Source organism: Prevotella sp. E15-22 (assembly GCF_023204875.1).
Lineage (GTDB): Bacteria > Bacteroidota > Bacteroidia > Bacteroidales > Bacteroidaceae > Prevotella.
In genome coordinates this window covers 1,893,123-1,913,844 of record NZ_CP096247.1, presented here as the reverse complement: position 1 = coordinate 1,913,844, position 20,722 = coordinate 1,893,123, and the positions used below count along the sequence as shown (strand labels likewise).

Below are 20,722 nucleotides of genomic sequence, written 5' to 3'. Positions count from 1 at the left end.
AAATCATGAACTTGTATAATGAGAGTATATTTTTCCTGTAAAAATTGTGTATTTGCGTTCTGAGAACATAATTTTCCTTGTAGAGAACAAATGAATGGCTGATATGTGGTAACTTTGCAAACGATATTTAAACGCTTAACAAAATTCAAAAAATAACCAACCAGAACAATATGAGATATATACTCAGTCTGCTCTCGATTTCCATCACATTGATGGGTATTTCTTCATGTTCGCATTCCGAAAAGAAGAAAGAAAAGACTTCCTTGAATAAAGGACGAGCCGTTATAACTGTCACCCCCAAGACTTTATATAGTCAGTTGGGCGTAGCAGAAAAGATGGCTGCACGTGTGTTATCTGAAAACTGTATTATTACAGATACACTTTTAGTTTATGGAGAAGATGGTGTACTGGTTGGGAAATATGGTGTTGAGACTCATCGTCTTAATCCAGTTACAATCAAGACAGACGAACTTCCTGGCGGTACTTACACAATGTTATTATGGCAATCGTCGCATTCAAATAATAACAGTACATGGGTCGCTACTGGTGAAAAATTCTTGTCTACAGTTGCTATTACAACAGAAAAGGTCGGTATCAGTTTTCAACGTGCTTTAGGCGTGGGAAGTACCACCGTTACTATCGATGGAAAGATGACAAAGACTGCTCTTGATACAAAGCCCGTGGGTAGCATCGTTGAGATGCGTGTTGATGGCCTCACCCGTCAATCTGATATCACTCAATTGGATGTCTATGCCCTTGACAATTGGTATTATGGCGTGCGACTTGACCCTGCACATCGTGGTGATAGTCGTTGGCTTGTAAATAGTGAAAATTACTATGCCAATGTTATTAGTTATCTTAAGCGAGGTCAGAATTCGGAATATTTCTTTACTCTAAACCACGGTGATGACATGACTTTGATGATGTGGGCAAAGAAAAGCGATGGTGAGCGCGAGTATATGGCTACTAGTGAACATCTACAGTTACATACGGGAGGAAGTTCTGTTTATTATTATAACATAGATCATGCCGACTGGCTGGCATTCTATGATAAACGCTCCGAAAAATCTCTGATGTATTAATATATTTTGTGTATTTAATTGAAAAGGGTTACATCGTGATGATGTAACCCTTTTATATATTATTGGAATATCTTGCTTATTATGCAAGCAAATTCTTTACTTGCTTGTAAACATTCTCTCCGGTGAAGCCGAGCTTCTCGTCGAGCACCTTGTAAGGAGCAGAGAAACCGAAGCTCTCCAGCCCCCATACGGTACCGTCGGCACCTACCAGACCCTCGAGGTTTACTGGCAGACCAGCGGTGAGACCGAACTTCTTAACGCCAGCAGGCAGGACGCTCTGCTGATACTCCTTGCTCTGGCTGCGGAACAGGCCCTCAGAAGGTACGCTCACGATACGAACCTTAACGCCGTCCTCACGGAGTAGCTTAGCACCAGCCTCGAGAGTAGAAACCTCAGAACCTGAAGCAAGCAGGATTACGTCGAACTTCTCGTCTGATCCTGCTACAACGTAAGCACCCTTAGTAGCCTGGTTGTAGTCGTTGCCCTCGGGCAGCATCTCGATGTTCTGACGAGAGAAGATCAGGGCTGTAGGAGTATCAACATTCTCCATAGCCATGCGCCAGCAAACGGTTGTCTCCTCAGCATCGGCAGGACGAACTACCAATACAGAGTTCTTGCCGTGGTGGTTCTTCAGCTTCTCCATCAGACGGATTTGTGCCTCCTGCTCAACTGGCTCGTGGGTAGGACCATCCTCACCAACGCGGAATGCATCGTGAGTCCAGATGAACTTAACAGGCAGCTCCATCAGGGCAGCCATACGTACGGCTGGCTTCATGTAGTCAGAGAATACGAAGAAGGTACCGCAAGCGGGGATAACACCACCGTGCAGAGCCATACCGATACAGCAGCAAGCCATGGTGAGCTCGGCTACACCAGCCTCGAAGAATGCACCGCTGAAGTCGCCCTTAACCATATCCTTGGTCTTCTTCAGGAATCCGTTTGTATTATCAGAGTTGCTCAAGTCGGCAGATGCGCAGATCATGTTAGGCACCTGCTCAGCCAGCTGCCCCAAAACAGTAGCGCTGGCGTTACGTGTAGCGCAACCAGGCTTCTGCTCAACCTTGCTCCAGTCGATCTTTGGAGCCTTGCCGCTGAACCACTCCTCAAGCTGCTTGGCCTGTTCGGGATGACCCTTAGCCCACTCAGCCTTCTCGGCGTAGCGCTCAGCTACAATCTTCTTCAACTCCTCAGCACGCTTAGCGTACATCTCCTGTACCTCTGGGAAGATCTGGAATGGATTCTCAGGGTCAGCACCCAGGTTTTTCATGGTGTTGATGTAAGCGTCGCCACCAAGAGGAGCACCGTGAGTAGCGCAGTTGCTCTCGTAAGAAGTGTTATCAGCCTTACGTGCACCCTTACCCATCACGCAGTGTCCGATGATGAGTGAAGGACGCTCCTTCTCAGCCTGAGCTTTCTTGATAGCCTCACGGATCTGATCTACGTCGTTACCGTCAATCTTCTGTACATACCATCCCCAAGCCTCATACTTCTTGGCTGTATCCTCGCAGGTTACAACCTCTGTCTTAGTAGAGAGCTGGATATCGTTAGCGTCGTAGAACATGATGAGATTGTCCAGACCCAGGTTACCAGCGATACGGCCAGCACCCTGCGAAATCTCCTCCTGCACACCACCGTCAGAGATGTATGCATAGATAGTCTGATTCATCACGTTGCCCAGACGAGCTTTCAGGAACTTTGCGGCGATGGCAGCACCTACAGCGAAGCAGTGACCCTGACCAAGAGGACCAGAGGTGTTCTCGATGCCGCGCTCAATCTCGCGCTCGGGGTGACCAGGAGTTACTGAACCCCACTGACGCAGGTTCTTCAGGTCCTCAAGAGTGTACTTGCCGATAAGGGCGAGCTGGCTGTACAGCATTGGAGCCATGTGGCCAGGATCGAGGAAGAAACGGTCGCGTCCCTCCCATGTGGGATTCTCAGGATCGTAAACCAGGAACTCACTGTAAAGGGTGTTGATGAAGTCTGCACCACCCATCGCACCGCCGGGGTGACCCGACTTGGCTTTTTCAACCATCGAAGCAGCGAGGATACGGATATTATCCGCTGCCATGTTCATTACTTTGTTGTCGTTCATAATTTTTAAACTACTAACTAATATATTCTTCTTTATTTGTTGTCTACAGCAGCTTGTTCAATGGGGAGACACTTCTTGTAGTTTTGGATGTAGCGTTCGAATCCGGCCACATCCTCGGCTGTTGGAGCGATGCTTATACCGGTATTACCTGCAAAGACCACATCCTCAAGATAGTCAGCCAAACTCTTGCCATCCTTGTTGATTAGGTAGCCTGCAAGCAGAGCAATACCCCATGCTCCTCCTTCACCAGCTGTCTCCATAACACTGATGGGACTATTCAGGGCTGCAGCTAGCATGCGCTGACCTACGCCTGCAGTTTTGAAGTATCCACCATGACCAGTGATTCGGTCTACGCGAATCATCTCGTCTTTGAACAGAATGTCATTTCCGATTTTTAGAACACCGATGGCTCCATAGAGGTGTGCGCGCATGAAGTTTGCTAAATTGAATTTGTCGTTAGCTGAGCGTACAAACATGGGACGTCCCTCACTTAGCCCCGTTACAGGTTCACCGCTAACATAATTATATGCCATCAGACCACCACAGTCAGCATCACCCTCAAGGGCTTTGTTAAACAACTTGCCATAGAGTTCGTTCATGTCGACCTTAAGGCCCAACAGTTGCTGGTATTCCTTGAACAGGCCCACCCATGCGTTGATATCCGAAGTACAGTTGTTGCAGTGAACCATGGCCACAAGCGAACCGTCGGGAGTGGTCACCATATCAATCATTTCATAGGGCTTTGATAAAGGCTTCTCGAGTACAATCATAGAGAAAGAAGAAGTACCTGCACTTACGTTACCTGTACGCTGTTTTACTGCATTGGTGGCAACCATGCCGGTACCAGCATCGCCTTCTGGTGGACATACGGGGCAACCCGGTTTGAGGTGTCCAGAGACATCGAGTCTCTTTGCACCTTCTGGTGTAAGAAAACCGGCACTTTCGCCAGCATTCAATGACTTTGGTAGAATGTCGAGCAACTTCCAACTGAAGCCCTTTGGAGCAATCAACTCGTCGAACTTCTTTACCATCTCGGCATCATATGTCTTTGTGGCGGGGTCTACGGGAATCATACCAGATGCATCGCCTACGCCCAAAACGAACTGGCCTGTAACCTGCCAGTGTACATAGCCTGCTAATGTTGTTAGATATTTGATGTCGCTGACATGCTCTTCGTTGTCGAGAATAGCTTCATAAAGGTGCGAGATACTCCAACGCAGGGGAATGTTATAATTGAAAAGCTCAGAGAGTTTGGCAGCAGCCTTTCCTGTATTTGTGTTACGCCAGGTGCGGAATGGTACTAGAATCTGCTGGTTCTGATTGAAGGCCATATAGCCATGCATCATTGCGCTGAAGCCGATGGCGGCCAAATTTTCGATCTCACAATCGTATTGCTTCATTACGTCTTTGCGTAATTCTGCGTAGCAGTCTTGAAGACCATACCAAATGGCCTCCACGCTATAGGTCCATAGTCCATCTACGAGCTGGTTTTCCCACTCGTGTGAACCCTGAGCTATGGGTTTGTTTTCTTGGTCGATAAGAACGGCCTTGATGCGTGTGGAACCGAACTCGATTCCCAGAATGGCTTTTCCAGCCTCGATGGTTTGTTTTGCGGTCATTGTTTTCTTAAGTTTTTTGGTATTTTGAGCGCAAAGGTAACATTTTCCGCTCACATAGCCAAATATTTCCATGTCTTTTCATATATATATGGTATAATAATAAAATATGGTGTGATAGATAAATGAATAAATAATATTGAAAATATGGTATTATTTTTAATGGTAAATGAATATACAAATGTGATACTTATTGGCAGCAAATGCAATGCTTGCCACATGTAAATGATATATTTAATGCTTGCAGGTATTATGTTTTGTGTGACATTAATCTATGATATGGTAAATAAAAAAAACTCTGAATCAAATTGACTCAGAGTTCTTTTGTTATGAAGGTAATAATGATTTACTTCAGTGATTTGTTCAGCATAAAGTACATTTCATTATTGCGGAGGGTCTGCTTGAAATCAGCAATATTTGTCTGCTTGTTGATCTTTACATACTCAATGCCCAGCATTTCGGCGAAGTCTTCCCAGTACTCTTCATTAATGTCATAAGAGAAAGCACTGTGGTGAGTACCACCAGCCAGGATCCATGCAGCAGCGCCAACCTCGAAACTGGGCTGGGGAATCCACAGGGCAGAAGCCACGGGAAGCTTAGGCATGGGCTTGGGCTCGATGCACTCTACCTCCTGAGAAATCAGACGGAAGCGGTTACCAAGGTCTACAACGGTGGCCTTGATTCCTGCACCGGTTTTTGAGGTGAACACCAAACGGGCGGTTTGCTGCTTTCGAATACCAATGCCGAGGAAGTGAACCTCGAGTTTGGGCTTGTCGGTAGCGATGAGCGGACAAACCTCGAGCATGTGACTCTGCAGGCAAGAGCTCTTGTCGCCGGCAAAGTTGAGGGTGTAGTCTTCCAGGAAAGAGCAGCCGGTAGGCATTCCCTGCTGGATAACCCACAGGGTGCGATAGAGGCAGGCTGTCTTCCAGTCGCCCTCGGCACCGAAACCGTAACCCTCCTGCATCAGGCGCTGTGAAGCGAGACCTGGAATCTGGTCGAATCCGCAGAAGTTAGGATCATCGATGTTGGCATCACCAAGGTCGTCGAAGTTGGTGGTGAAGGCAGTAGCGCCCTCGTCCTTCAGTACGCGGCGCAGGGCAATCTCGGCCTTGGCAGCGTTCTTCACTTTCTCCCAGTAAACTTGTTCTCCGCTCTCGTCAATCTTGATGGTGTAGAGTTTTTTATACTCCTCAACGAGCTCGTCGGCCTCCTTATCGGTGACCTGCTTGAAGTACTCCATCAGTGAAGATACGGGGTAGTAGTCAACGTGGTAGCCTAGACGCTGCTCGAACTCTACGCGGTCACCATCAGTAACAGCAACGTTGTTCATGTTCATGCCAAACATCAGACAGCGCACGTTGTGAGCATCTGCAACACCAGTTGCTACGCGAGCCCAAACGGCAATCTGTTTCTGAACTTTTTCATCCTTCCAATAACCGCAAACCACTTTACGGGCGATACGCATGCGTGTGCAGATATGTCCGAACTCGATATCACCGTGAGCACTCTGGTTCAGGTTCATGAAGTCCATGTCGATGTCGCTCCAGGGGATTTCGGCATTATACTGTGTATGGAAGTGGCACAGAGGTTTCTGTAACTGCTGAAGACCTTTAATCCACATCTTGGCGGGGGAGAAGGTGTGCATCCAGGTGATGATACCTACGCACTTCTCGTCGTTGTTAGCAGCAAGCATAATCTGCTCTACCTCCTTTGAACTGTTGGCTGTGCCTTTATACACAATCTTTACGGGAATGTTGCCGCTCTTGTTCAGACCGTCAACCATTTCCTTTGAGTGTCCGTCAACTGCAACAACGGCATCGCCTCCGTACAGGAGCTGTGCGCCTGTTACCCACCAAATCTCATAATTATCAAATGCTTTCATAAGTGTATCTATTTTAGTGATTAGAATTAATGTTTTTGTCCTTTCTGTCCATAATAGGCATTGGGGCCATGTTTGCGCATATAATGTTTCTCGATGAGCAAAGGGTTCATTGTTAAGTTGGGATTCACTGAGAATGCAATAAAGGCCATTTTGGCACATTGTTCCATTACCTTTGCGTTATATACTGCGTTGTCAGGAGATGTTCCCCATGAGAACGGACCATGGTTCTTAACCAATACGGCAGGTGTGTGATCGGGATTGATTTTACGGATGTTTAGAACTTCGTCAACAATCACATTACCTGTCTCCAACTCGTACTGACCTTTAACCTCAGCTTCGGTCATGTCGCGAGTGCATGGGATATCCTTGTAGAAGTAGTCGGCATGAGTAGTTCCGATATTGGGGATGTCCTTGCCTGCTTGAGCGAAAGCGGTGGCATAGGTAGAGTGAGTGTGGACCACGCCCTGAATGTTAGGGAACGCTTTGTATAATACAAGGTGGGTAGGTGTATCGCTTGAGGGGTTGAGGTCGCCTTCAACAACCTTACCACTTTCCAAATCAACCACCACCATGTCCTCAGCTTTCATCTCGTCGTAGCTTACGCCTGATGGCTTAATGACAACGAGCCCCTTTTCACGGTCAATACCAGAGACATTACCCCAGGTAAAGATTACTAGTCCCTGCTTTACTAGGTCTAAGTTGGCCTTAAATACTTTCTGTTTGAGTTCTTCTAACATAGTGTTCTTTATAATTTAAATTTTGAATCTTCATCGTAGGCCTTATTATTGAAACGGTATAAGGCCGCACCACGTTTTGATGACTTCTTATCGATAAGATTTGTCTTCTCAATGAAGTCCATTTCCTTAATGCGTTTACGAAAGTTACGTTTGTCAACTTCTTCGCCAATAACGGCTTCATAGAGACGCTGCAGTTGTGTGAGGGTGAAGAGTTGGGGTAATAGACGGAAACTGATGGGGGCAGTCTTGATTTTTTGGCGCATAATACGCAGGGCCTGCTTTACCATTTGGTTGTGGTCTGAATATAGGATGGGTATCTCGTTGATGTCAACCCATTCTACACCATGCTCTTGGCGTAACTTCTCGTCGTAGTCCTTTACGTTAATTAATGCGTAATAGGCAATAGAGATGACGCGTTCACCAGGGTCACGGTCAATGCTTCCAAAGGCTCCTACTTGTCGCATATACAGGTTGTTAAGGCCTGTTAGTGTTTCCAAGGTTCGTTTGGCAGCATCATCGATGCTCTCGTCAGCAGCGACGAAGCCTCCATAGAGGCTCCACTCGCCGCGTCCGGGATCCATCTGGCGTCGGCCGATGAGTACCTTCAGTTTCTGCTCATCAAAGCCGAAGATGATGACATCGACCGACACCCAGACTTTCGAATGTTCAATATAGTAAGTCATTTCGCTTATTATATGTTATGCATTATGAATTATGCATTCTAGAATTGACTTACCAGAAATAATAGTAGAAGGCTGCTGTGAAGCCTAAGATGATAATGGTGTGGATGACATCCCACTTGTTCCAACTAGCACGTGTAGCAGCCACCTGCTCGGGGGTAGATGTTCCGAATACCAAACCCTGGATTTTTTTCTCGTCAGGAGCCTCGGTGATAAGTGACACCACGATGACAACCAAACAGCAGACCACCAGCATAGCGCCGCAGAAGAACAGCCAGTTGAAGTCATAGAACACAGCCTTGAACCATGAGTCGGTAGCGTCGGTAGCGTTGCTGTAGTAAACCTTGGCACTCAGACGGGTGAGACCGATGATGATACCAGACAGCAAACCCCACATGCCACCCTTGGCTGAAGCACGCTTCCAGCAAATACCCAGCAGGAAGGCAGAGGCAATACCAGGAGCAAGCACAGACTGAACGTCCTGCAGGTAGTTATAGAGCACATCGCCTACAGAGCGCATAATGGGAATCCACAGGATGCCGAGAATTACGATGACCACGGTGGCAATCTGACCGATGCGCACCAACTGCTTCTCGGGAGTCTCGGGCTTGAGGCGTTTCCAGAAGTCAATGGTGAACAGCATGGCTGAAGAGTTGAAAAGAGATGCCAGTGAGGACATTAAGGCTGCCAGGATACCGCAGACCACCAGGCCCTTCACACCAGCAGGCAGCAACTTGGCCACGAGGGTGGGGAAGGCAGCGTCGGGAGTAGAGAGCACGAATACCTCACCGTTGGGCAGGGTAACACCCTTGGTGCTCATGGCGAAAGCAATCATACCGGGGATGAGGAACAAGAACACGGGCAGCAGTTTTAGGTAGGCACCGAAGATGGTACCACGGCGAGCTTCTTTCTCATTCTTGCCAGAGAGTACGCGCTGAACGATGTACTGGTCGGTACACCAATACCAGAAACCGATAACGGCAGAACCGATGAGGGCGCCCAACCAGGGATAGTTGGCGTCGCGGTTGTCGCGGATGAGCGAGGTCATCTTGTCGCCATACTCGTTGGCATCAACAGCACCGCAGATAGACATCATCTGATCCCATCCACCCAGAGCCTTGAAGCCCAGCACGAGGATGATGAGTGAACCGAGGAGCAGGATAGGAGTCTGGAGAACAGATGTGTAAAGCACGCTCTTCATGCCACCGAAGATGGTGTAGAGGGCCGTGATGAGTACCAGACCGATAGCGGCAATCCAGAAGAAATCGATGCCCCAAAGTTCTTCGATGCCAAACACCTGCTGGAACACCAGACCACCGGCATAGACGGTGACGGCCACCTTGGTGAGCACGTAAGAGATGAGTGAGATGACAGAGAGGATGGTGCGGCTCTCCTTGTTGAAGCGGCGCTCCAGGAACTCAGGCATGGTGTAAACCATACTGCGTGTGTAGAAAGGAACGAACACCCAACCCAGAATCAGGATCATCCAACCCTGAATCTCCCAGTGGGCCATAGCCATACCCGACGAAGCACCAGCGCCGGCGAGGCCGATAAGGTGCTCTGAACCAATGTTTGAGGCGAAGATAGATGCACCGATGGCAATCCATGTTGCATCCTTACCACCTAAAAAATAGTCTGCTGAGTTGTTGTTCTTCTGACTAACAACCCATACTACTATGCCAATCAGGGCAATTGTAAAGAGCCCGATGACAATCCAGTCTAATAATGCCATAAATTTGTAGTTTTTTTAAGTTATTATTGTTGTTTTCTGTTTTTCCACATAGCGGTCATATCTTCTAACGTCTTGCCTTTGGTTTCAGGCACCATCTTCCATACGAAGAGGGCTGCCAGCAGACAGATGAGACCATAGAGGCCGTAGGTAAACCAGTGTCCGAAATCATCACCTTCTGTAAGGTGCATGTTGAACATGGGCACGAAGGTTGAGGAAACTATAAAATTGAATATCCACTGGAAAGCTACTGCAATGGCCACGGCACCACCACGAATGGTGTTGGGGAAGATCTCGGCAATAAGAACCCATGTGATGGGGCCCCATGAGAACATGAACGAGGCCGCGTAGACCATGATAGAGGCAGCGGTGACAAACTCCAGACCAGCATGTCCGAAACTGATGGCCACCCCCAGTGCGCCAATAGCCATTCCAATTGATCCCCAAATAAGAAGTGGCTTGCGACCCCACTTCTCGACAGTGAAGATGGCTACGAGGGTAAAGAGAATATTGACAATACCCATAAATACGGTGAGAATCATAGGATTGTCCATTCCCATATCACCGAAGATACGTGGCGCATAGTAGAGCACGGCATTGATACCTACAGCCTGTTGAAACACAGACAGCATAATGCCGACAAAGATGCAGACAAAACCATAGGTCATCAGTTTCTCAGTCTTCACTACCATAGTGTCCTTGATGTCCTGCAGAATCTGAGTTGCCTTGCTGCTGCCGTTGATCTTTGAAAGGATGCCAAGAGCTTTCTGGTCCTGACCAATTGATACAAGATAGCGTGGGGTCTCGGGTACGAAGCAGATGAGCAGCGCGAAGAGGCCTGCGGGCACTGCCTCACTTCCGAACATATAGCGCCATCCGGTTTCCACAGTCCATACAGCTTTTGGATCAAGAGAGGCGAGAGTCTTTCCCATTTCTTCTACTGCTGGTTGGATATGGTCGCCTAGGATGAAGAAGTTGACGAAGTAAACCACCAACTGACCAAAGATGATGGCAAATTGGTTCCAAGAAACCAGCATACCACGGATGCCAGAAGGAGCCACCTCGCCAATGTACATAGGACAGATGGCAGAAGCCAAACCTACGCCGATGCCGCCAATCACACGATAGAAGTTGAACATCAGCGCTAGCGAATATGAAGGATGACCGTATTCAAAGAAAAGAAATTCGGGATCCATGCTTCCTAATGCTGATATAAAGAACAAGAGGCCTGCAATGATGAGTGATTTCTTGCGACCAAGGTTGGTGGCCAGGAAACCAGATATTGCAGAGCCAATGATACAGCCAATCAGGGCACTCGCAGAAGTAAAGCCGTGCCAACCATCGGTGTAGTCAAAGTCTCCAGCTGTCTTGAAGAATGCTTGAAGTCCCTTTTCTGCTCCAGAAATCACAGCAGTATCATAGCCAAACAAAAGTCCGCCTAATACTGCTACCATAACTATACTAATTAAATAGCCTCTGCTACCATTTTCATTCTGTGCCATAATACTTGATTGTTATTTGTTATTTGACAGAGAACTTATAGGCGGCGTGACTGTAGTACTTCTCGCCGGGATTAAGTACTGGACTAGGCCATTCGGGATGGTTGGGTGAGTCGGGGTACTTTTGGCTTTCCAGACAAACTGAGATGTACTGAGGATAGTGTTTGCCATGCTTGCGAACGATCTTCTCCTCACCCTGAATACCCTGGAAATTGCCAGTGTAAACCTGTACACCAGGTTCGTTTGTAAACATCTCCATGAAGATGCCGGTTTTGGGACTGTAAAGTGTAGCGCATACCTGTGTGTCATCACCTTTGGTGTTTAAACACCAATTGTGGTCATAACCGCCATTCGCATTCTTTACTTGATTGAACTCGCGATCTAGTCCGTCAATGATTGCATGTTCGGTGCGGAGATCCATTGTTGTGCCCTCAACTGCGCGAATCTCACCGGTAGGCATATATGAGTCGTCGGCCACGGTAAATGAATCAGCATTCACCATTAGTAGCTGATTCAAGCCGCCAGCTTCTTCCTCAAAATCGCCTGAGAGATTGTAGTAGTTGTGATTGGTCTGGTTGATGATAGTGGGCTTGTCTGTGGTAGCCTCCCACGTGATGTCGAGGGTATTGCCATTGACGATCTTATAAGTTGTGGTGGCAGTTACAGTACCAGGGAATCCGTTCTCGCCGTCTTCAGCTACGATGGTTAGCTTCAAAGTCTGCTCGTCAATCTGCTCAGCTTTGTATACCTTGTTCATCCAACCCGTATCGCCGCCGCCATGTAGACAATGGTCGCGTCCATCGTGCTTGTCGTTTTGCTTCAATTGAATGGTGTCGCCATTTAGCACAAAGCGACCCATGTTGATTCGGTTGGCATAGCGGCCAACACTTGAACCGTAGTCGGTGGTCTTCTCCATGTACTGGGCAATGTTGTCGAAGCCAAGTACAACGTCAATGAGTGAGTCGTTTTTGTCGGGTACCATCAGCGAAACAATTCGTCCACCATAATTTGTGATACATACTTCCATGCCCTTGTCTCCTTTTAAGGTGTAGAGCTTTACGGTATCACCGTTAATAATTGTGTCAAACTTAGCTGGGTTAAGGCCCGAAGCAGTTAATTCAGATGCGGTTGGTTGGGGATCACACGACATCATCGTGAGAGCCACCAGTGCCCCAAATCCAAAAAGTGAAGCTTTCAATGCTTTCATTGTTTTTGATAGGTTTAAATTAAACAGTTTTAGTTATTATTTTAAAATTGGGTGTAAAGTTACAATTTTTATTTGTTCTACCCAAGACAATGGCAATCTATTTTGTAGTAGGCGCCTTCTTTTAACAATTTTTTTGCCTTATGTGGTTGATTTGTGGTGTGAAATGATTAACTTTGCAGTCCATAAACATATATTATGAAAGAGATTAAAGTACAAGATGCACAACTGAGTGAAGCTGCTATGAAAGGAATGGATGCATTCCTTCAGGTTATTATTCATGCTATTCGCAAAGCTGTTGGTGGCGAGCCTACGGTGGAAGTGATGCAGGCGTTGAATGCCGATCAGATGACTCTGCTCTGTTGGGATACACTCCATCAAGAGGTGATGGATGGAGGCTTTATCCAGTTGATACACAATGGATATGGCCCCTTTATCTTCAAGAATCCCTTTGCCAAGGCCTTGAATAAGATGTGGCATATGCGAGATCTCTCGAAGATGCTTTACGAGGTTCATACATTATGGCTCGAGAATCGCGAAGTGTTGGAGATGGAATGCTCGGACGAGGAGTTTATGGCGCTCTTTGAAAAGTATCCTCAGTTTGATGACTACGACGATATGTTTGTGGAAAATGAGGAAAGATGGACAGAGCAGGTTGCCCATTATGTAGATGAAAATATAGAAAAGTTTGTGGTAATAGAGAATGAATAAACAAGAACAGGAACTCCGAAAGAAGAGCCCTGTGCAGATAAAGAACAGGAAGGCTTCATTCGAATATTTCTTTATAGAGGAATACACAGCAGGCATCGTGCTTACGGGTACAGAGATTAAATCTATTCGCGCGGGTAAAGCATCATTAGTGGATACCTACTGCTCAATTATCCGTGGTGAGTTGTGGGTTAAAGGTATGTCTATAAGTCCGTATTTTTATGGATCGTATAATAATCATGAGCAAAAACGTGAACGTAAATTGTTGTTGACGCGGCGTGAGATAGCTCGTCTGGAGAGTGCGACAAAGCAGACAGGGTATACCATTGTTCCTACATTGGTGTTCATTGATGAACATGGAAGAGCAAAGATGGATATTGCATTGTGTAAAGGAAAGAAGGCTTTTGATAAGCGTCAGACGTTGAAGGAAAAGGAGGATAGACGTGAGATGGATCGCGCGATGAAGGTATATAAATAAACATTAGTTTTGGAGAATGAGAAAGTTTTTGTTTGTAGTAGTTGGTTTGCTGATTGCAATTTGTGTTGCCGCACAGCAAAAAAGAGAATTCCGTGGTGCGTGGATACAATGCGTGAATGGACAGTTTCAAGGTATGGGTACTCTTAAAATGCAGCAGACGTTGCTCTACCAGTTAGATGAATTAAAAAAAGATGGAGTAAATGCTATTATCTTTCAAGTTCGTCCGGAATGTGATGCGCTTTATCAGAGTAATATTGAACCATGGAGCCGTTTCTTGACTGGTCAGCAAGGAAAAGCCCCGTCGCCATATTGGGATCCTCTGCAGTGGATGATTGAACAATGTCACCAGCGTGGTATGGAACTTCATGCATGGATCAATCCCTATCGTGCCAAGACTAAAGGTACCTCAATGTTAGCTTCTAATCATGTTGGTGTGACTCATCCTGAGCGTTGCTTTTCTTATGATGATCTGCTCATTCTTAATCCTGGTATTCCCGAGAATCGCGATTATATCTGTCAGGTGGCTAAGGACATCGTATCGCGCTATGATATTGACGGTATTCATATGGATGACTATTTTTATCCTTATCCTGCAGCTGGACAGGTTATTCCCGATGATCAGCAATATCGAATGTACAGCAATGGAATTAAAGACCGTGGCGACTGGCGTCGCTATAATGTAAATCTCTTTATAAAGCAGTTCTATGAGACAGTACATGCGACAAAGCCTTGGGTGAAGGTGGGTATCTCGCCCTTTGGTATTTATCGCAATAAGAGAAGTGCTGCTATAGGCAGTAATACAAATGGTTTGCAAAATTATGATGATCTTTATGCTGATGTGTTATTGTGGATAAATAATGGATGGTTGGACTACTGTGTTCCGCAAATTTATTGGGAAATTGGTAATAAAGCAGCAGACTATGATACGTTGATTCGCTGGTGGAACCAACATGCTGGTGGTCGTCCGCTGTTCATTGGTGAAGATATAGAGCGCACGGTGAAAAATGCTGATCCTCAAAATCCTAGTCAGAACCAGCAACCTGCAAAATATCGTCTGCATCAGCAGATGAGCAATGTCCGAGGTACTGTTCTGTGGTACGCGAAGGCTGCTGTTGATAATACTGGTAACTACGCTACAATGCTGCGTAATAACTACTGGTGCTATCCTGCAATGCAACCTCAGATGTCGTTCATTAGCAGTAAGACTCCCAAGAGACCTCGTAAAGTGAAACCTGTTTGGACTAGTGATGGCTATATCCTTTTTTGGACTTCTCCCCGCGGCAAGCAATGGGACGAGATGGCTACTCAGTATGCTGTCTATCGATTTGAGAAAGGTATGAAGATAAATACAGATGATCCTTCAAAATTAGTTGCCATTACGTCGAATACTTACCTGAAGTTACCTTACAAAGACGGTCGTCATAAATACACTTATGTGGTCACGGCTTTGAACCGCCTTCAAGCGGAGAGTAAGGTGGTAAAGAAGACCGTAAAGTTGTAATAACCTTATAGTATTCATTATACTATGAAAGAACATTCGTTTGATAAAGTGCTGTCCAAGATGGGAATCAGCGAACTCAATGATATGCAGCAGGATGTAATAAATCACTTCCTGCATGGACGTAACGATATTGTTGTCCTATCGCCTACTGGAACAGGTAAGACACTGGCATATCTTTTGCCTTTGGTGCAGTTTTTAGATGCTCAGAGTGACGCTGTTCAGGCCTTGGTTGTTGTGCCGGGACGTGAACTGGCTCTTCAGTCGAATACAGTTCAGTTGTCTATGGGATCAGGTATTCGCTCGCAGGCTTGTTATGGCGGTCGTACAGCAATGGACGAACATAGGCTGCTGAAGAAGAACCACCCTCAATTGATATTCGGAACGCCAGGTCGATTGAACGATCATTTGGATAAGGGAAATATCGATAAACACCTTATTAAATATATAGTCATTGATGAGTTTGATAAATGTCTAGAAATGGGGTTTCAGGATGAAATGTCGCATCTGTTGGGTAAATTGCCTATGCTGGAGCGTCGTTTCCTTCTATCTGCTACCGATACCGACATTATTCCTCGCTATGTGGAGATGAGGCATACTGATCGCCTCGATTATTTGATTGAAGAGGAACGATTAAACGATAGGGTGGAAGTTTATGGCGTACAGTGCCCTGTGAAGGATAAACTCGATACCCTGGCTCAGTTGCTGAAGTCGCTTGGTGAGACGCAGAGTGTTGTTTTCTTGAACTATCGTGATTCAGTGGAACGTACGGATCAGTTTTTGCGTAAACAGGGTTTTGTAACTAGTGTCTTTCGTGGCGGAATGGAACAGCGTCAGCGTGAGGATGCTCTCTATAAGTTCTCCAATGGTTCGGCAACAGTTCTCGTTTCTACCGATTTGGCTTCTCGTGGTCTGGATATACCCAATATTGATAATATTATTCACTATCATCTTCCTGGTAATGAAGAGTCGCTGGTGCATCGCATTGGCCGAACTGCCCGTTGGGATAAGGTGGGACGTACTTTTTTTCTCGTGGGGCCGGAGGAACATATTCCTGGGTTTGTGGAATCACTGGCGCAGATTTACGAACCTTCTGCTGATGAGTTGATTCCTCAACCTTGTATGGCTACACTTTATATTGGTAAGGGCAGAAAAGACAAAATCTCGAAAGGTGATATCGTTGGTTTTCTCTGTAAAAAGGGTGGCCTTAAGACCTGTGAGATAGGACGAATAGATGTTTCTGATCGCTATGCGTATGCTGCTGTGAAACGAGAGAAGCTTCAACAAATCATACGATTGACTCGTGGAGAGAAAATCAAAGGCGTCCGTACGGTGGTCGAACCAGTTCGTTGACGATGGAGGGGTGTTGTAGATGAAGTAATTGATGCTAAAGATGTATATAACGAACTTTGCTTATGATTAATTGTTGTTAGGTTGACTTGACAAATTGAAAGGAAAAGCAACCTTTTTCATTAATTTTTGCCAAAATATTTGTCTAATTCAAATAAAAAGTGTAATTTCGCACGCAAATTTAGGAATCAGTATAAAACCAATAAACAATTCTAAAAAAAATTATGAAGAAGTACAACTTTAATGCAGGTCCTTCAATGCTTCCTCGTGAGGTCATTGAGGCAACCGCCAAACAGTGTCTTGATTTCAATGGTTCTGGTCTTTCTCTCATGGAGATCAGCCATCGTGCTAAGGACTTTCAGCCTGTTGTTGATGAGGCTGTAGCGCTCGTAAAGGAATTACTTGATGTTCCTGAGGGTTACTCCGTTATCTTCCTTGGTGGCGGCGCTTCACTGGAGTTCTGCATGATTCCCTATAACTTCCTCGTAAAGAAGGCTGCTTACCTGAATACAGGTGTTTGGGCAAAGAAAGCTATGAAGGAAGCAAAACTTTTCGGAGAGGTAGTAGAAGTGGCTTCTTCTGCTGATGCAAACTACACCTTCATTCCTAAAGATTTTACTGTTCCTGCTGATGCTGACTATTTGCACATTACTACGAACAATACTATCTATGGTACAGAAATTCGTAAAGATCTTGATGTTGAAGTGCCCCTGATTGCTGATATGTCTTCAGATATATTCAGCCGTCCTGTTGATGTGAAGAAGTACAACGCTATCTATGCTGGTGCTCAGAAGAATTTGGCTATGGCGGGTGTTACCATCGTCATCGTGAAGGATGACGCACTTGGTAAGGCTCCCCGCGAAATTCCTACCATGCTTGACTATCGCACTCACGTGTCAAAGGGTTCAATGTTTAATACTCCTCCTGTAGTACCCATCTACTGCGCTTTGGAAAACCTCCGCTGGATCAAGAAGCAGGGTGGTGTTGAAGCAATGGATAAGTTGGCTAAACAGCGTGCTGAAATTGTCTATGGTGAGATTGATAGAAACAAGATGTTTGTAGGAACTGCTCAGGCTCAAGATCGTTCATTGATGAACCTCTGCTTCGTTATGGCCCCCGAGTACAAAGATCTTGAGAAGGACTTCCTTGACTTCGCCGTTTCTAAGGGAATGGTAGGCGTGAAGGGTCATCGTGATGTAGGCGGATTCCGCGCTTCTTGTTACAATGCTCAAACTATTGAAGGTGTAAATGCTCTAGTAGCATGCATGAAGGAATTTGAAGCTCAGCACTAAATATTGTCAATTGAAAGTTATGAAAGTATTAGTCGCAACAGAGAAGCCATTTGCAGCAGCTGCTGTTAATGGTATCAAGGCAGAGATTGAGGCAGCCGGCAATGAGTTGGTACTGCTTGAGAAATATACAGAGAAGGCTCAGTTCCTGGCAGCAGTTGCTGATGCCGACGCGCTGATTATCCGTAGTGATAAGGTTGACGCAGAGGTACTGGACGCTGCTAAGCAATTGAAGATCGTTGTTCGTGCCGGTGCTGGTTACGATAACATCGACCTGACCGCAGCTACAGCACACAATGTAGTAGCTGAGAACACTCCTGGTCAGAACTCAAATGCCGTAGCCGAGTTGGTATTTGGTCTTCTGGTTATGGCCGTACGTGGTTTCTACAACGGCAAGAGCGGTAGCGAGCTGCTTGGTAAGAAGCTGGGTATCCTGGCTTTCGGTAATGTAGGTCGCAACGTGGCTCGTATCGCTAAGGGCTTCGGTATGGAGGTTTATGCTTACGATGCATTCTGCCCAGCAGAGGTTATCGAGGCTGCTGGCGTACACGCCGTAGCTAATCAGGACGCTCTGTTCGAGACTTGCGATGTAGTATCACTGCACATCCCTGCAACACCTGAGACTAAGCAGAGTATCAACGCTGCTCTGGTAGGCAAGATGAAGAAGGGTGGTGTACTGGTTAACACAGCTCGTAAGGAAGTTATTAACGAGCCTGAGCTGATTAAGCTGATGGCTGAGCGAGAGGACCTGAAGTTTGTGACAGATATCATGCCTGATGCTAACGACGAGTTCGCTAAATTCGAAGGTCGTTACTTCTCAACTCCTAAGAAGATGGGTGCTCAGACAGCCGAGGCTAATATCAATGCCGGTATTGCTGCTGCTAAGCAGATCAACGCATTCTTCAAGGACGGAGATACAAGGTTCCAGGTGAACAAGTAATTATTGCAAACATATGGTGCACAGGAGGGGGTAGCCCTACTTGTGCACTATTGTGTTTTAAAAGTTATACATATTAATCATGGCTATTATTAAACCATTTAAGGGTGTTCGCCCCCCAAAAGATCTTGTGGAACAAGTAGAGAGCCGTCCTTATGACGTGCTTGATAGCGAAGAGGCGAGGGCAGAGGCTGGTGATAATGAGAAAAGCCTCTATCACATTATCAAACCTGAGATCGACTTCCCTGTAGGCACATCTGAGTATGATTCTCGTGTGTATGAGAAGGCTGCAGAGAACTTCCAGAAGTTCCAGGATAAGGGGTGGCTGGTGCAGGATGCTACCGAGCATTACTACATCTACGCTCAGACCATGAACGGTAAGACTCAGTACGGACTGGTAGTTGGCGCTTATGTGGACGACTATATGAAAGGCAATATTAAGAAGCATGAGCTTACTCGTCGCGATAAGGAAGAGGATCGTATGAAGCATGTTCGTGTAAACAATGCTAACATCGAGCCTGTATTCTTTGCTTATCCTGATAACGCAGTGCTGAACGGGCTGATTATGCGTTATGCTGCTACTGAGCCTGAATATGACTTCATTGCCCCAATCGATGGTTTCCGCCATCAGTTCTGGGTTATCAATGATGATAAGGATATGCAGACTATCACAGATCAGTTTGCCAAGATGCCGTCGCTGTATATCGCTGATGGTCACCATCGTAGTGCTGCTGCAGCTCTGGTAGGTGCCGAGAAGCAGAAGCAGAATCCAAACCATAACGGCACCGAGGAGTATAACTACTTTATGGCAGTTTGCTTCCAGGCTTCGCAGTTGACTATTCTGGACTACAACCGTGTGGTAAAGGATCTGAACGGACTCTCATCGGAGGAGTTCCTCGCATCGCTGAAGGTAAACTTCGAGGTAGAAGATAAGGGTACTGAGATTTATAAGCCTCAGCAGTTGCATGAGTTCTCACTGTATTTGGATCAGCACTGGTACAGCTTGAAAGCAAAAGAGGGATCATACGACAATACCGATCCAATCGGTGTACTGGATGTAGATATCTCTAGCCGATTGATTCTCGATAAGATTCTTAATATTGGTGACCTTCGCTCATCACAGCGTATCGACTTTGTTGGTGGACTGCGTGGACTGGGCGAGTTGAAACGCCGTGTTGACTCAGGCGAGATGCGTGCTGCGTTGGCTCTGTATCCAGTATCTATGCAGCAGATTATGGATATTGCTGATAGTGGTAAGATTATGCCTCCAAAGGCTACTTGGTTCGAACCAAAATTGCGTTCAGGACTGGTGATTCATAAGTTGTCTTAATTCAATGATTGACGAATTTAAAACAGTTAAAAATATCAGCGAGGGATTTTACTCAGAGAAGCGGAGTAAATTCCTCGCTTTTGCACACCATGTAGAGACTGTCGAAGATATAAAAGAAATTCTTGCCGGTTATCGTAAGAAATACTATGATGCACGACATGTCTGCTATGCTTATATGTTAGGGGCTGCAAGGGAAGACTTTCGTGCAAATGATGATGGTGAACCATCGTCAACGGCAGGAAAACCTATTCTGGGACAGATTAATTCCAATGAACTTACAGACATTTTGATTGTGGTAGTTCGTTATTATGGTGGCGTCAACCTAGGTACTAGCGGACTAATTGTTGCCTATCGAGAGGCTGCTGCAGATGCAATTAATCATGCTGAGATAGAGGTTCGTTCTGTAGAGGAATTGATTACCTATGATTTTCCTTATGTGATGATGAACGATGTTATGCGTATCGTGAAAGATATGCAGCCTCGCATTGTTTCACAAGATTACGACAATACTTGTCGTATTGTCCTTGCTATTCGACAGTCAAATGCAGCACAATTGCGTGAACGTTTATCAAAACTTAGTTTTGAGTGAACAATATGTCTTAAGAACG

17 protein-coding genes are annotated in these 20,722 nt (G+C 46.0%); 9 read left to right on the top strand and 8 right to left on the bottom strand.

The window, feature by feature from the left end; genetic code table 11:
- Positions 1 to 170: 170 nt before the first annotated feature.
- Positions 171 to 1,082, top strand: coding sequence for a hypothetical protein (locus M1D30_RS07860; protein WP_248502683.1), 912 nt, complete (start codon positions 171 to 173; stop codon positions 1,080 to 1,082).
- Positions 1,083 to 1,161: 79 nt separating this feature from the next.
- On the opposite strand, the gene M1D30_RS07855 is transcribed toward M1D30_RS07860, so the two are convergent.
- The 8 genes from M1D30_RS07855 to M1D30_RS07820 all read right to left on the bottom strand — a co-directional run bounded on the left by M1D30_RS07855 (position 1,162) and on the right by M1D30_RS07820 (position 12,527).
- Complete coding sequence (locus M1D30_RS07855) at positions 1,162 to 3,174, bottom strand: transketolase (RefSeq protein ID WP_248502681.1); 2,013 nt, start codon at positions 3,172 to 3,174, stop codon at positions 1,162 to 1,164.
- Between the two features lie 32 nt (positions 3,175 to 3,206).
- Positions 3,207 to 4,793: a xylulokinase gene (locus tag M1D30_RS07850; protein WP_248502680.1), complete on the bottom strand. Its 1,587-nt coding sequence runs from the start codon at positions 4,791 to 4,793 to the stop codon at positions 3,207 to 3,209.
- Positions 4,794 to 5,136: 343 nt separating this feature from the next.
- A complete protein-coding gene (gene araA / locus M1D30_RS07845) occupies positions 5,137 to 6,675 on the bottom strand; it encodes an L-arabinose isomerase (RefSeq protein ID WP_248502679.1) in 1,539 nt (512 codons plus the stop codon).
- 26 nt (positions 6,676 to 6,701) lie between these two features.
- On the bottom strand, positions 6,702 to 7,412 hold the full coding sequence (locus M1D30_RS07840; protein ID WP_248502678.1) for an L-ribulose-5-phosphate 4-epimerase: 711 nt from the start codon (positions 7,410 to 7,412) through the stop codon (positions 6,702 to 6,704).
- A gap of 8 nt (positions 7,413 to 7,420) precedes the next feature.
- Positions 7,421 to 8,095: an NUDIX domain-containing protein gene (locus M1D30_RS07835; protein WP_248502676.1), complete on the bottom strand. Its 675-nt coding sequence runs from the start codon at positions 8,093 to 8,095 to the stop codon at positions 7,421 to 7,423.
- A gap of 49 nt (positions 8,096 to 8,144) precedes the next feature.
- Positions 8,145 to 9,824, bottom strand: a complete 1,680-nt coding sequence (locus tag M1D30_RS07830) for a sodium:solute symporter (RefSeq protein ID WP_248502674.1) — start codon at positions 9,822 to 9,824, stop codon at positions 8,145 to 8,147.
- 23 nt (positions 9,825 to 9,847) lie between these two features.
- The gene (gene xylE, locus M1D30_RS07825) at positions 9,848 to 11,323 is read right to left on the bottom strand and encodes a D-xylose transporter XylE (RefSeq protein ID WP_248502673.1); all 1,476 of its coding nucleotides are present in this window, start codon (positions 11,321 to 11,323) and stop codon (positions 9,848 to 9,850) included.
- Positions 11,324 to 11,342: 19 nt separating this feature from the next.
- Positions 11,343 to 12,527, bottom strand: a complete 1,185-nt coding sequence (locus M1D30_RS07820) for an aldose epimerase family protein (protein ID WP_248502671.1) — start codon at positions 12,525 to 12,527, stop codon at positions 11,343 to 11,345.
- A 195-nt stretch (positions 12,528 to 12,722) separates the two neighbouring features.
- Between M1D30_RS07820 and M1D30_RS07815 the strand changes: the two genes are divergently transcribed.
- From M1D30_RS07815 to M1D30_RS07780, 8 genes are all read left to right on the top strand, one after another.
- The gene (locus tag M1D30_RS07815) at positions 12,723 to 13,235 is read left to right on the top strand and encodes a DMP19 family protein (RefSeq protein ID WP_248502669.1); all 513 of its coding nucleotides are present in this window, start codon (positions 12,723 to 12,725) and stop codon (positions 13,233 to 13,235) included.
- A complete protein-coding gene (smpB, locus tag M1D30_RS07810; protein ID WP_248502667.1) occupies positions 13,228 to 13,710 on the top strand; it encodes an SsrA-binding protein SmpB in 483 nt (160 codons plus the stop codon). The genes M1D30_RS07815 and smpB overlap by 8 nt, the downstream gene beginning before the upstream one ends.
- A gap of 16 nt (positions 13,711 to 13,726) precedes the next feature.
- Entirely contained in the window at positions 13,727 to 15,211 is a 1,485-nt protein-coding gene (locus M1D30_RS07805; protein WP_248502665.1) for a glycoside hydrolase family 10 protein, read from the top strand.
- Positions 15,212 to 15,235: 24 nt separating this feature from the next.
- The gene (locus M1D30_RS07800) at positions 15,236 to 16,561 is read left to right on the top strand and encodes a DEAD/DEAH box helicase (protein WP_248502663.1); all 1,326 of its coding nucleotides are present in this window, start codon (positions 15,236 to 15,238) and stop codon (positions 16,559 to 16,561) included.
- 221 nt (positions 16,562 to 16,782) lie between these two features.
- Positions 16,783 to 17,850: a 3-phosphoserine/phosphohydroxythreonine transaminase gene (gene serC / locus M1D30_RS07795; RefSeq protein WP_248502662.1), complete on the top strand. Its 1,068-nt coding sequence runs from the start codon at positions 16,783 to 16,785 to the stop codon at positions 17,848 to 17,850.
- A gap of 19 nt (positions 17,851 to 17,869) precedes the next feature.
- Positions 17,870 to 18,787: an NAD(P)-dependent oxidoreductase gene (locus M1D30_RS07790; RefSeq protein WP_248502660.1), complete on the top strand. Its 918-nt coding sequence runs from the start codon at positions 17,870 to 17,872 to the stop codon at positions 18,785 to 18,787.
- A gap of 79 nt (positions 18,788 to 18,866) precedes the next feature.
- A complete protein-coding gene (locus M1D30_RS07785) occupies positions 18,867 to 20,114 on the top strand; it encodes a DUF1015 domain-containing protein (RefSeq protein ID WP_248502658.1) in 1,248 nt (415 codons plus the stop codon).
- 4 nt (positions 20,115 to 20,118) lie between these two features.
- A complete protein-coding gene (locus M1D30_RS07780) occupies positions 20,119 to 20,703 on the top strand; it encodes a YigZ family protein (protein WP_248502656.1) in 585 nt (194 codons plus the stop codon).
- The last annotated feature ends 19 nt before the right edge of the window (positions 20,704 to 20,722 follow it).